Below are 14,486 nucleotides of genomic sequence, written 5' to 3'. Positions count from 1 at the left end.
CACGCTGTGGTCACGCACTGATTACGCTATAATCATATTTTAAAACCAATAAAATTAAGAACGAACGATGATGAAAGTTCAAAAGTATTTAGCTGCCGCTGCTGTGTTTCTCGCGCTACCGGCTCAGGCCCAAACAGTGAGCTTCCTCAGTGAGACCCATGCCATGATACATGTTCCAGCCGGTCATAAATACCTGCTCTTGCCCGTGGAGGAGAGCCAGGAGAATGATTATATACGCGTATCAGTGGACACCAAACTTGTCAAGGAGCTCAATTGCAAGCTTGCCGTCAGTAAGACCGACTACATGGTCCCACTCGACCTTCAGCGCATCATTGCCGAAGAGAAGGGCCATAAGGATGCCAAAGGCAACATCGTCATTGACTTTACCTTCAACCGAGGCAATAACAACCCAGGCGGACAAATTGCCTTGAAGAACTTTGCATGCTGGAAGGAACTGAAGCTCTCCGACACTTTCGACACGACGAACCGGGAGCGTCTGCGGCCGGTCTATCATCATACACCGGCTTACGGTTGGATGAATGACCCCAACGGCATGTTCTATAAGGATGGCGTGTGGAACCTGTACTTCCAGCATAATCCTTATGGCTCACAATGGGAGAACATGACGTGGGGACACTCCACTTCTACCGATCTCATCCACTGGAAGTTTGAGGGCGACCCCATAGAGCGTGATGCCTTCGGCACGATCTTCAGCGGTTCAGCCGTTGTTGATAAAGACAATACCGCAGGCTATGGCAAGGGTGCCGTCATCGCTTACTATACTTCTGCCGGACAGGCCCAGACGCAGAGCATGGCAGTCTCCACCGACAACGGCAAGACGTTCACCAAGTACGCGGACAACCCCGTGCTTGTTTCCAATATCCCAGACTTCCGTGATCCGCACCTTTTCTGGTACGCGCCACAACAAAAGTGGATCATGATTGTCTCTGAGAGTCAGCACATGAAGATCTTCTCTTCTAAGAATCTCAAGGACTGGACCTTTGAGAGCACGTTTGGAGATGGCTATGGATCGCATGACGGTGTGTGGGAATGTCCCGACCTCATTGAGGTGAAGAATGAAGAGGGAAGCGGGAAGAATCAGAATGGCAGTAAGTGGATTTTGATCTGCAACATCAACCCCGGTGGTCCTTCGGGTGGCTCAGCCACACAGTACTTCACCGGCACCTTCGACGGCCATCAGTTTACCTGCGACACCGATCCTAAGGTGACGAAATGGATGGACTGGGGCAAGGACCACTATGCTACGGTCACTTTCGACAACGCGCCCGACGGCCGCCACGTCGCGCTGCCGTGGATGAGCAACTGGCAGTATGCCAACCAGCTGCCAACGAAGCAGTACCGCTCAGCCAACGGCATCGCGCGCGACCTTGGCTATTTCGAATACAAAGACACGGGCTATGTCAGCGTGAAGCCGTCACCCGAGGTGTTCGCTGCCTTCTCGAAGAAAGCGCAAGCTTCGCTCTCTCCTGCTTGCCGTGTCGACATCCAACTGCGTGGCAACGCCACAGTCACACTCTCCAATAGCAAGGGTGAGCAAGTCGTCATGACCTACAATGCAGCCAATGAGACTTTCTCCATGGACCGCACCAAGAGTGGCGACATCAGCTTCAGCAACGATTTCGCTGCCGTGACAAAGGCTCCGACGCGCGGCCGCATCAAGACCCTACAGCTCTTCATCGACAAGAGCTCCATCGAGGCTTTTGATGCCGACGGCAAGATGGCAATGACCAATATCGTCTTCCCCTCAGAGCCTTACAACAAAATAACCGTCAAGGGAGGAAATGCAAAGATCTATGGGTTGAAGTGATTGGAGAATTGAATGAATAAGGGAAGCTTGCAACTACTCAGTTCTTAGTCAGGGATAGTCATGAGATATTAATACTTCCCGGTAAACAGAAGCGATGCGGTGAGTCCAGTTGCAAGTTGACCTATATCGCGGCGCGACTTAATCAGCGTTCCCTGGAAAATGATTGAGTAGTCGGCTATTTGCTTTTCAAAGTTTAACAGAATTGCAAAGGCCTGTGTCTTGGTAAATGAGAAGAAACGGAGACTTCATGTTTTTGTTGACCAATCGTCGATAGAATTATTTGCGGGTGATGGTGAGAAGGTCTTCACACTTCTTATCTATGCGGCGAAGGTCAGACGGGAATAGAGTTGTTTGCTCTCAGGCCTGGTACCAAAGGTCAACTTTACAGGATGGGAACTAAAAAATGTTATTTATCGAACAGTTTCGTGAAAAAGAGCTCGTAAAACTTGGTAGTTATTATAAAAATGTGTAACTTTAAAGCGTTTTTATAATGAAATACAAATATGGTAAAAAAGACAGTATACATTATGTCGTTTCTGTTCTTTGCAACCCTTCCTTTATTTGGACAAGTTGTAGATGGATATGTATTCGATGAAATAGATTCTACTGCCATTGCTAATGTGTTGGTAAAAGTCGACAATAATAGTGAGTTGTTTGCTTTAACAGATAGCCATGGTTACTTTAAATTAGATAGTGTTGCATTGAAAGATAGCCATATTATTTCTATGAGCCATATATCTTTTAATTCTCTCACAACAAAATTAACAAGTAATGGGGCAACATACTATCTTAAACCCAAATATGAGATGCTGAATGAGGTCGTGGTTGAAAGTAACTGGATATACAGGAAAGATGGAATGGTTGTTGTCGATTTTGGGAAAATGAAGATGGAGCAAAATTTACAATTGTCAGATGCATTACGTCATATTCCTGGAATTGTTAAGAACTCTAATGGGAATTATTCTCTGGGTGGAAAAAATGCAGTCATATATGTAAATAATGTAAAGCAAAATATTTCAACCCAATCATTGGAGGCTTTTTTGGAGAGTTTACCTGCAAGTATTGTTGCAAATATAGAACTGACTTTCGTCAATTCTGGGAAATATAGTGCATCCACTGAGGCTGTTATAAATATTAATACTAAAAGCAATATACCCCTAGGTCAGTCAGTACAACCATATGCTTTTACTTCATTTTTCCCACATGGAATGTATGATACTGGTGGAAATATTTTTTATATGGTAAAGAAAAGTAGATGGCTTTATAATGGCACGCTTTCATTTGCAAACGAAAGAGTATACAAGTCATCTACAGATAGTTTGTCGTATAATGGTCTCAAAATCCTTGATGACCATAATTTTAGCGATGGTAGGAATAATGTGTTTACATATAGAGGAAGTACAATTTATGAATTTACAAACAAATCTAAATTAAGTCTTAATGCATTTGTATATTACGACAAAGGCAGTGCCGATTTAATTTGGAATAATTATAACATCAATCAATATACTGCGAACAAACATGCCCATAGTGACCTTTATAATATTTCATTGTCATATACTTTACCTTCTATCAACAAAAGGACAAATGGCTATTTAACATATGCCTTTTCATACGGTAATGATAACTCTAAATTTGATTACCTGGCAAAAGATGAGGTATACAAGAGTTCAGACTTGAGAATGAATGGATATATGAATACATTTAATATAGATTTAAACTCAGAAGTAAAATCCTTTTTATTCTCTTATGGGCTACAGATGGACTATAATAAAGTGAAAGATCATGTTATCTATTCACATGTCAACATGGATAGAAATGATGTTGACGAATCATTTTCTGGTCATGAAGTACTAATAGGTTTATATGCGCAAGCAAGGTATACATTTTCTAAGCGAATATCTACACGTCTTGGTTTGCGAATAGAAAACACACAATATACATATTCTTCAACTAATAACAACAACAGCAAACATTATGTCAATTTCTTTCCATCCTTGTTGACGTATATTAATATGAACAATTATAATTCGATTATTGGTATTGTCTCAAATATAAACAGGCCTAAATATTCATGGATGGTGTATGGAGAAAGACAGGCAAATGATATGGTATCTATGTATGGTAATCGGGATCTGAAACCAAATAAAGCATACGGCTTTGTTATTTATAACACGCTATTTAAATATATGAATCTTAATTTTTCATATATACTAACATATGACTTCATTGGAAGTGTTTTTTCCTCAAATGGTAAACATTTGTCTAGTACCTATCAGAATATTGCAGATCAACAGACGTTTAAGACAAACATAGTCATACCGTATCGTTTTGCAGACAAGAAAATTATGGGGCAATTCCAGTTCAACCTCGCTTATGATAAGCTATATAACTTTAAAAACCAATTCTCATTGCCTGCTAATCGAAAGTGTTCGTATGTTAATTATAACATTCATTCTAATATAAGTTACTCTCCAGCAAGTAGGATTTACTTATCAATAGATGGGAATTATTATTCAACATACAAATCCTCTTTAATGGATGTGACAGCAAATGGCTCTTTAGATTTTGAATTACAATATATGATGTTAAAAGAAAAGAATCTTCAGCTTAGATTAACTCTTAATGATGTATTTGCAAGAGATGCTAAAAGAGTATTCTATTATGTTGACGGTCAATATTACTCTTATCAACGCCACATTGGACCAATATTCAGATTGTCGCTTAAATATGTATTCAATAAAGGTCAAAGAGTCGTAGATGAATATAGAGATTACACTCCATCCAACGACCGATTAAGATGAAATGTCCCCCAGTTTTACATAATGTCAAATTTATAAACGATTTAATTATGGAAAGAAAATTGTCATTTTCCCAGTTTGCATCAATAGCAGAATCTCAGATTCTTGATGATGCTCAAATGAATGCGATTGAAGCAGGAGACTCTTGCACTCAATCATGTAAAAAATCTTGTCAGCCAGGAAATCAGAACTCAAATGTCGGCAATGGTAATAGTGCCGACCTTAGCAAACTGCAATCTGAAAAAGAAATGCAGAAAGTTTCAGAAACTTTATTACCTTAACAATTAACATCTCTACTGGGGGACTTTTTATATGAAAGTATTCAACAAAAAGTACAAATTTGTCAATGATAAGGATCGGATTATAATTAAGAATAATCCGACAGAGAATAGTGACGCATATTTTGCATTTATACACCCTGTTTATGCATGGATTTTAAGTCTTTTCAATGGAAAACGTACAACTCAGTGTGTTTTGGATATTATATCCAAAAGATTACACATTTCTGACGTAGATGCAGATCGTATAATAAAATCGTTATATCATAATAAGAAAGAGCTTGCAATTTCTTATGATGGTGTCATATCTATGATTCCATCGTATGTATTAGAATATGCTTCTTACGAGCGTGATGAGTATGCTGAAAGTTTCTTTTATATAGAGCCCCCTCTAAATCATAATAGAAGAAGATTGTCATATCCACAAACACTTTTAATTTGTCCAACATTACAATGTTTCACGGATTGTATATATTGCTACGCAAACAAATCTTATGTTCACAAAGAGATTTCTTCAGACGTTTGGTGTCGCCTCATTTTACAAGCAAAAAGTGTAGGTATTGAAAGGATTGATATTACTGGCGGTGAGTTCTTTCTTAAAAAAGGTTGGACAAAAATAGCAAAGACCTTGACCGCTAACGGTTACTATCCTGACATTTCAACAAAAATACCTTTGTCTAACAAGGTTATTGATTGTATAGTGGACTCAGGTTTGAAAAGCATACAGTTTTCGCTAGATACACTACAGCAAAGTGTAGCTAATGAGACTTTATGTGTAAATGGCAATTATGTAAATGATATAAAACGAAGTATACAATATGCTGATTCAAAGAAGTTGAGAATTATTCTCAAACCGACTTTGTCGAAATTTACTTGTAACATTGAGAATGTTAATGAAGTATTATTGTTCGCAAATACTCTAAAGAATATATCTAAAGTCGTTGTTTCAATTATTGGATTTAGCTGTTATAAGTCAGATGATAATTATCCGAAAATACGTCCATCTCTTCAACAGGTATATGACATGCGTTCATATATTAGTGAAATCAGGGAAACGGTTGACATTCCTATTGTCGATGATACATTTATCTATAAGAAATGTGAGATGAAAAACTCCAAAGTATTTGATGAACGCCCACTGTGTTCTGCAAATGTCGATGGTTTTGTCATCCTTCCAGATGGTACAGCTACTATCTGTGAAGAATTATATTGGAATTCTTTCTTTAAAATCGGTAACATTAATGAGCATTCTATTATAGAGCTGTGGGAATCTACTAAAGCGGAATCTCTATACTTTCTCTCTTCAAATAATTTCCCGCATGATTCTGCATGCCATAAATGCAAAGATTTTATTCATTGTCGTTATTCAAAAGGTGTATGCTGGAAATTAGTGATAGAGGCCTATGGCCAAGCTAAGGTTCTTCATCCCGACCCGAGGTGTCCCAATTCACCAAATTCTCAAAACCAATTCACCTTAGATTAACTGATGGTTCAAGCATTATACTATATATCAAGTATAAAAGAAAGCAAGTATAAAGATACTATTATAGAAGTCATTTCTCAATTTTTCTATTCTAAAAAACTTGCTGAATACCAAATAATCTGCGCACTTTGCGACGCTGAGGTTTTAGGATTTGTAATATTCGAAAATAAGAACGATATATGTATACTACACTATACATATATATTACCTCTTTATAGGAATCAAAATGTTGCTAAAAATCTGTTATGCAAATTGTATGAGGTCAATAAACCATTATGCAAGTATATTGTGAATATGTTGGTATATGACAATGAAAAATATGGTATTGAAAATTTTTGGTACGCATTAGGATTTAATACAATAGCCATAGATTGTCTTGGATATTTTATTAAAAAAGAAGATTGGGTCATGGGTGTTGAACCTCGATTAAAATCATTTTCGCGCAATAATCCTTATTCAATGGTTGATTATCAAGAGATTAGTAATACGAAGAAAACGCAGATTGCGCAATATATTAATTTGCAATCAATTCCTGAACACTTTTCTCCTGTTTTATCTATGGAAGATAATAAAGGATGTAAATGCTATTTTGACAAGAACGAACAGCTGATAGGATGGACTATTATTAATCAAAAGAACAAGTACACGATTGAATTCTGTTGCACATATATTGTTGAGACGCACAGAAATATTAATGCGCTTTGTAGTATATGGAAGATGATATCTATTGAGATAAAATTAAAAAATCCCAACATCAAATATTTAATATTCTATTATGATGTTAATTCTATAAAATTACGAAAACTGTACTTCTTTTTTTTAAAACAATGTGCGTGCAAGCATTTTAAAAGAATTGTATTACAACATGAAATATCCTTTCTTTAAACAATTAAGCGAAAAAGATTGTGGGCCAACCTGCTTTCGTATGATAGCTAAATATTACGGAAAAGACATAGATGTGGTATCTGCAAAAGTTTTGTGCAATTTATATAAGAATGGCACAACATTGCTTACAATAAAAAAAGCCTTTGAGAATATCAATATTGATTCGACAGGAATGAAAATATCGCATTGTGATTTTATAGAAAATTTTAATGCACCCTGCATTATTTTTTGGAAAAGATCACATTTTGTTGTTGTTTGGCATGTCTTCAGAAATGAGGTTCTTATAGGTGACCCTGCAATTGGTAATATTCTATATAACATAAGGGATTTCAAAAGAGGGTTTATTGCAGATCAACATTCTGGCGATGATTTGGGCATTGTCTTATTGCCTCAACCCAATTCTTATTTTTCTACTGATGAAATAAAAAATAAGCAGTCCAACAGTTATGTCAATTATAGCTTGTTTTTAAGACCGCAAAGGAAACTTATATATCAATTATTGTTTTCGTTTTTTTTATCATCAATAATAAGTTTTGTTTTTCCCTTTTTAGCACAGGGTGTTGTCGACTTGGGAATTGAAAACAAGGACGGGGGACTTGTAACTTGTATTTTAATAAGTCAAGTTGCACTTATTATTGGCATGTGCGCCAATCGTTTTGTAAGCGGTTGGCTAATGGCCCATATAAGTAACAGAGTAAGTATTTCAATGGTTTGTCATTTTTTAGAAAAACTCATGAAAATGAGAATTTCATTTTTTGACGCAAAAATGATTGGCGATTTACTTCAGAGAATTCAGGACTTTAATAAGATAGAATATTTTCTTACCTCTGTTCTTATAGGAATTGCTATTACTATTGTTGGTTTTATCATTTATGGAATCGTTTTATTTCAATATAGTTGGCAATTAATTTGTATTTTTATAATTGGTGCAATATGTTATTTGTATTGGATATATATGTTTAAAAATAAGAGAAAAATATTAGATTACCAAAGATTTCTGCAAGTAAGTCAAAATCAGAGCCTTATTATACATCTGATTCGAGGCATGCAAGATATTAAACTTAATAATTGTGAAGATTATAAATTGAATTGTTGGACAAAAAAACAACTACAAATATATGACATAAACATGCAAGGTGTTAAACTCCTTCAAGTTCAAAATATCGGGGCTTTGTTAATTGATCAAATTAAGAATATATTAATAACATTCTTTTGTGCAAAGTTTGTTATTAGTGGTTCTATAACAATGGGTATGATGGTAGCAATAAGTTATGTGTTAGGACAACTTAATGGACCTTTATATCAATTTTCATCTTTTATACAATCATTCCAAGATGCTCAAATTAGTGCTGAACGAATAAATGAAATAAGTGCAGAAGAAGACGAGGATGACTTGTATAAGAATAAGACTAAAGTAGACTCATGTGTAAAACCTATAATATTTAAAGATGTATCATTTAGATATACGGGCGCTGTTCAAAAAAATGTTCTGAACAACATATCTTGTACAATATATCCGGGAAAAATTACTGCAATTGTTGGCGAAAGTGGGAGTGGAAAATCAACCTTTCTTAAATTAATTTTAGGCTTTTACACGCCTACCAAAGGGCAAATCTCTCTTGGTAAAACTGACTATAAAGACATTGATTTGAAGGACTGGCGCAAGAGATGTTCTGTAGTACTTCAAGATGGATATCTTTTTACAGAGAGTATCGCTGAGAATATATCATTATGTGACGAGAAGGTTAATATGGAAAAAGTTATTGATGCGGCGAAACAAGCCCAAATACATTCATTCGTAACAGGCCTTCCTCTCGGTTATGATACTATCATCGGGGAAGATGGTATGAATTTAAGTGGCGGCCAAAAACAACGGCTATGTATAGCCAGAGCTATATATAAGAATGGGGCATATGTTATGTTGGACGAAGCAACCAATGCACTAGACGCAAATAATGAGAATGACATAATAGATAATTTAAAGTCATTTTATACCAATAGGACAGTTATTATTATAGCCCACCGATTAAGTACAATTAAACATGCAGACAATATCATCGTCCTAAAAAAAGGTGTAATTATAGAGTGCGGCAAACACGAAGAGTTGCTTAGAAATAACGGATATTACACAGAATTATTTAATAAACAGTTAAATGTGTAAATTTATGAGCCTCCTATTTCGTAATCCAAGATATACAATATTAACACAACTATTCGTTGTTGTTTTGTTTGTTGCAGTTCTATTATTCTGTTACAGTGTTGAATTTAAAATTTGTATCCTATGTAATTGCATACAAGTAGAGCAACCGTCTATCTCACAAATGGAGTTGAGGATCCAAGAAATCTCAAATTACAATGTAATATACACTGCTCAAAAACATAAAACAAAAATAAAAATTAATTTTGAGACAGAAGATGAATCTATCGTTGGTGATGTGCTTAAATGTAAAATGGATAAAGAAAGGGTTTACATTATAGACATATATTCTAGAAATACTTTGCGGAAACTAAAGTATGACAAAGGATATATTATCATTAAAAAATCACTACTTGAATATATTGTCGAAAATATCCACTCAAAATGATATTTTTTATATATTCTAAAATATAAATCATACAATCGTTCGATATTTTTTAACTATATCAAAGGCATCCGTTACGTATTCCGGACGATGTCCGTTCACTTTGTAGCGGAATGTAGAGGGTAAAAAAACCTAAACATTCGCTCGTTTTCGGTGCTCCGTTTGCTGATTTTCCTCTCAAAAGTTGACAGAGATGAGCAAATTTAAGCGTGTTTTGACTTTATTCCGGGCAAGCCCGTTCACCAGGGCCGTAAGGTGACCCCGATTCCGGAGCATACCCGTTCACTTTTTACGGGCATCAGCGCCAGTGCCTTTTTTCCGGAGCATATCTGTTCACTCGGGAAACGTTATTCATTGCTATCGCCTTTTTTCCGGAGCATATCCGTTCACTTTTTGTCTCCTTTGAGATACCTTTGCAGGCTTAAACCAATAAGCAAAGGAAATATGGCTGGTAAAACCAAAGACATGGGTGATATAAGACAAGTTCTCATGCTACACCAGGCCGGTTACTCGAACCGAAAGATAGCACGGGAGACTCCTATTAATAAGGAGACAGTGAACAATTACATGAAGACAGTAAGTGAGCTAAAGCTCGACATACCCACGCTTCTTCGTATGGAAGATCCAGAGTTGGAACGTATGTTCCTTCAGGGCAATCCTGCGTATACGGACGAGCGTATGGATGTCTTTATCAAAGAGCTCCCATTTTATAAGGAGCAGCTGAAGGACAAGCATGTTACAAGGCTTCTTCTTTGGGAGGAATACAAGCAGAGACAATCTAAATGGTTATGGCAAATCGCAGTTCTTCTTCCATCTCAAACGAGAGTGTAAAGTAAACTGTGTCAAGCTACAATAAGAAATAGTTTTATACAGTTTATTTTTTATGGACAACAACGAAATTGATTACAAGAGAGCTGCGGCACAGCTTCGTAAGGGAGAACCATTATTTGTTAAGGATGGTGCTTTGGCACCAATGTTGGAGCGCATATTGAATGCCGCTCTTGAGGGTGAGATGGACGCTCACCTGCGTGAAGAATCCCGTGAGAGCGGCAACCGCCGCAACGGTAAGATGCCCAAGACCGTTCAGACTCAGTATGGCGAGGTGACCGTTGAAACTCCCCGTGACCGTAACGGCAGCTTTGATCCTCAGACCGTGCGTAAGCGTGAGACGATACTTGCCGAGGGCATGGCAGACCAGATTATCGGCATGTATGCCTTTGGCACGAGTACACGGGAAATCAGCCGTTACTTTGAGCGGGAGTTCAATACCAGGCTGTCGGCCGAGACCATCAGCGCGATAACTGACCGTGTCCTTCCTGAGATTAAGGAGTGGAAGTCGCGCTCATTGGAGTCGGTCTATGCTATTTGCTGGCTTGATGCCATCCACTACAAGGTGAAAGACGACAGTGGGCGTGCCGTTACCCGTGCCATCTACAATGTACTGGGGTATCAACAAGGACGGTCATAAGGAACTGCTCGGTATGTACGTAGCCAAGAGCGAGGGGGCAAACTTCTGGCTGGAGGTGCTTACGGACTTGCAGAACCGCGGTGTGGAAGACATTATGATATGCTGCGTGGATGGCCTGAAAGGCTTCCCGGATGCTATCCGGAGCGTCTTTCCCAACACGGCCGTGCAGCTCTGCATCGTCCATCAGATACGCAACTCCATCAAATATGTGGGCAGCAGGCATCAGAAGGAGTTTCTGAGGGACCTGAAGCTGGTCTATGGCGCTGTCAGCAAGGAGGCAGCCGAGACCGAGCTCGACAAGCTTGATGCCAAATGGGGCGGACAGTATCCCATCGTCATTAAATCGTGGCGTGACAACTGGGAGCGACTGACGGAGTTCTTCCAATACACCAAGGAAATCCGCCGGCTCATCTATACCACGAACACCGTTGAAGGATATCACCGCCAGATACGAAAGGTTACCAAGAACAAGGGAGTATTCCCCTGTGATACAGCCCTGGAGAAACTCGTCTATCTGGCTTACCGGAACATCAGCCGGAAGTGGACTATGCCACTTGCAAACTAAAGAGTATTTGGAATATACGAAAATAAATCCCTTCTTATTTGCACATTACAAGAATTATTACGAACTTTGTATAGAATAGGAGTGAATAGGAACAGAATATTCCATTCCTGGCTCAGGGCTGTGTAAGTCCGGGGTATAGTGTGGCCATTTGAAAGCAATCGGCAATCAGAGGTCGCGTTGCACGCCGGCCATTTCCCATTGATAAGAAACATCTATACAAAACCGTCCAAGGCTATATCGTCTATGATTGCCTCTTCTCGTTATGGCTAATGGAGCATTAGATTCTGCTTATGTCAAAGATCAGCCATTTGCTTCTGCTTCTTCTGCTGCTCGTCTCTTGTACGTCGAGGCAGAAAGAGAGATATGTCATTGGCGTGTCATCTTGCAGCCAGGATATTTGGCGCGAGAAGCTCAACCGTGAGATGAAGACGGAGGCTTATCTTAATCCTGGTGTGGAGCTTCGCTTTGCTGCAGCCAACGACAACGATGCGCAACAGAACCGGCAGATAGACAGTCTTGTAGCTTCCGGTATTGACCTACTCATCGTCTCACCTAATCAACAGGGTACTATTACCGCCGCCATTGAGCGAGCTTACGATAAGGGTATCCCTGTCATTCTCTTTGATCGTAATGCTAAAACCAGGAAATATACTTCCTACATGGGTGGCGACAATGAAGCCATAGGGAGCTCTATGGCACAGTATGTCATCAGCAAACTGCAAGATCATGGTGTCGTTGCGGAAATCAGTGGCTTGAAAGGCTCTACTCCTGCCATAGAACGCCATGATGGATTTGTCAAGACATTGGCGGCAGCTCCTGGAATAACGTTCGTTGACCGCCGTTGGGGCGACTGGACGGAAAAGAGTGGTCATGCTCAGATGAAAGAAATCTTGAAGACGCACCGTGACATCGACTATGTATTCTGTCAGAATGACCGCATGGCCATGGGCGCTTATCAGGCTACCAAGGAGGCAGGACTGGCGGGTAGAATCAAATTCACTGGAGTGGATGCGCTTGCCGTTAAAGGTGGTGGCATAGCGCTGATCCAGCAGGGAGTAATTGATGCGTCGTGTCTTTATCCGACTAATGGTGACAAGGTGTTGCAACAGGCATTGGCTATCCTACGCCATCAGCCATACAAGAAGAAAACATTGTTCAAGTCAGCCGTCGTGACAAAGACCAACTCGGAGATTATCTACAATCAGGCACACGATATGGAGCTACAGGCAACCTATTTGAGTAAGCTGCACGATCAGGTGGACCAGGGACTGGCACGGCTCTCAACACAACGGTTAGTGTCGTATCTGAGCATTGGTGTCATAGTCCTGCTTATGATTGTCATCGTTGGTGGTTGGCGGATGTTGATCAACCATATCCGCATGAATGACGAGCGAGCTAAACTGCAACAGCAACAGCTTGACTTCTTCACCAATGTCAGTCATCAGATACGCACGCCCCTGACCCTTATTGCTGATCCCATACACCGCATCGTTGAGGGCTTGAATAACGGCAATAATCTCTCCGACGATGATCTCTGCACGCTGAAGGCTGTAGACCGGAATGCCACGCAGCTCATGAGATTGATGGGGAAAATATTAAGTCCAACGCTCCTTAATAATCCCTTCTCAACCCTCCCCAATGAGGAAGAAGGAAGCAATACCTCTGATAGTATTGACTGTAGCTTTGGAAGCATTTCCCCCTCCCCTATTGTGGAGAGGCGTGGAGATACTTCTGGAGACGTCTCTTCTCCTCTCATTCTTATCGTAGAGGATAATGCAGACATCCGTGGCTATGAATACGTAATCCTAAAAGACCACTATCGTGTTATCATGGCTGCTGACGGCAAGCAGGGACTTGAACTGGCGCTTCAAGAAGTTCCCGACTTAATCATTTCTGATATCATGATGCCGGTCATGGATGGTCTGACAATGTGCAGGGAGGTGAAGAACAATGCTGCGACAAGCCATATACCCGTCGTACTGCTCACTGCCAAGAGCCGTGAGGACCAGAAGGCGGAAGGTTATGAGAGCGGCGCTGATGATTATCTCACCAAGCCATTCTCCAGCAGGGTGCTGTTGTCGTGTATTGGTAATATCTTTAAAGGCCGTGAGCGCATGCGGAAGCGCATCCTTTCTGAGATGGAAAAAGAAAACCAAGCGGGCAAAAAGACTGATACAGGAATCAAAGGCGTGAAAAACAATGTTCTGTCTGAACATGACCGCGAATTCTTAGAGAAGTTGCAGGCATCGATGCAACGTCGCTTGGCTGATAGCGGTGTCAGCGTGGAAGACATAGGAACCGATGTGGGCTTCAGCCGTGTGCAGCTGTATCGTAAGGCAAAAGCTCTGACAGGGCATTCGCCCGTAGAGCTTCTGAGAACTTTACGGCTGAAGACAGCCAAAGAGATGCTTGAAACAACCGGTAAGTCGGTCTCTGAAGTGGCTTATGACACCGGTTTCTCATCACCAAGTTATTTCACCAAATGTTATAAAGACGAGTTTGGTGTGACACCATCTGCAAGGAAATGAATCATATACAATGAAATATACGTTCTTATTCCTTCAATTTTGTTGCATGGAAACATTATTGATGATAT

The 14,486-nt window shown here is 39.7% G+C and carries 9 protein-coding genes and 1 pseudogene; all 10 read left to right on the top strand.

Annotation, left to right across the window (positions count from 1 at the left end; genetic code table 11):
• The first annotated feature begins 67 nt into the window (after window positions 1-67).
• The 10 genes and pseudogenes from PREMU_RS02820 to PREMU_RS02775 all read left to right on the top strand — a co-directional run bounded on the left by PREMU_RS02820 (window position 68) and on the right by PREMU_RS02775 (window position 14,418).
• Window positions 68-1,828, top strand: coding sequence for a glycoside hydrolase family 32 protein (locus PREMU_RS02820; RefSeq protein ID WP_007572969.1), 1,761 nt, complete (start codon window positions 68-70; stop codon window positions 1,826-1,828).
• 219 nt (window positions 1,829-2,047) lie between these two features.
• Complete coding sequence (locus PREMU_RS15495; RefSeq protein WP_244863857.1) at window positions 2,048-2,173, top strand: GH32 C-terminal domain-containing protein; 126 nt, start codon at window positions 2,048-2,050, stop codon at window positions 2,171-2,173.
• A 158-nt stretch (window positions 2,174-2,331) separates the two neighbouring features.
• Complete coding sequence (locus PREMU_RS02815) at window positions 2,332-4,632, top strand: TonB-dependent receptor domain-containing protein (protein WP_156803942.1); 2,301 nt, start codon at window positions 2,332-2,334, stop codon at window positions 4,630-4,632.
• Between the two features lie 47 nt (window positions 4,633-4,679).
• Window positions 4,680-4,910, top strand: a complete 231-nt coding sequence (locus PREMU_RS02810) for a hypothetical protein (RefSeq protein ID WP_007572965.1) — start codon at window positions 4,680-4,682, stop codon at window positions 4,908-4,910.
• A 31-nt stretch (window positions 4,911-4,941) separates the two neighbouring features.
• Window positions 4,942-6,390, top strand: coding sequence for a radical SAM/SPASM domain-containing protein (locus tag PREMU_RS02805; RefSeq protein WP_007572964.1), 1,449 nt, complete (start codon window positions 4,942-4,944; stop codon window positions 6,388-6,390).
• 3 nt (window positions 6,391-6,393) lie between these two features.
• Window positions 6,394-7,275, top strand: coding sequence for a GNAT family N-acetyltransferase (locus tag PREMU_RS02800; protein ID WP_007572962.1), 882 nt, complete (start codon window positions 6,394-6,396; stop codon window positions 7,273-7,275).
• Window positions 7,256-9,436 (top strand): peptidase domain-containing ABC transporter, encoded by a 2,181-nt coding sequence (locus tag PREMU_RS02795; protein ID WP_007572961.1) that lies wholly within the window; start codon window positions 7,256-7,258, stop codon window positions 9,434-9,436. The genes PREMU_RS02800 and PREMU_RS02795 overlap by 20 nt, the downstream gene beginning before the upstream one ends.
• A gap of 865 nt (window positions 9,437-10,301) precedes the next feature.
• Window positions 10,302-10,688, top strand: a complete 387-nt coding sequence (locus PREMU_RS02785) for a hypothetical protein (protein WP_007572959.1) — start codon at window positions 10,302-10,304, stop codon at window positions 10,686-10,688.
• 52 nt (window positions 10,689-10,740) lie between these two features.
• Window positions 10,741-11,890 (top strand): annotated as a pseudogene (locus tag PREMU_RS02780) (IS256 family transposase).
• Window positions 11,891-12,180: 290 nt separating this feature from the next.
• Window positions 12,181-14,418 carry a substrate-binding domain-containing protein gene (locus PREMU_RS02775; RefSeq protein WP_007572957.1) on the top strand — a complete coding sequence of 746 codons (2,238 nt, stop codon included), beginning with the start codon at window positions 12,181-12,183 and terminating at the stop codon, window positions 14,416-14,418.
• The last annotated feature ends 68 nt before the right edge of the window (window positions 14,419-14,486 follow it).

It is taken from the genome of Hallella multisaccharivorax DSM 17128 (assembly GCF_000218235.1).
Taxonomy (GTDB): Bacteria; Bacteroidota; Bacteroidia; order Bacteroidales; family Bacteroidaceae; genus Prevotella; species Prevotella multisaccharivorax.
This window is presented reverse-complemented; position numbering and strand designations above follow the sequence as displayed.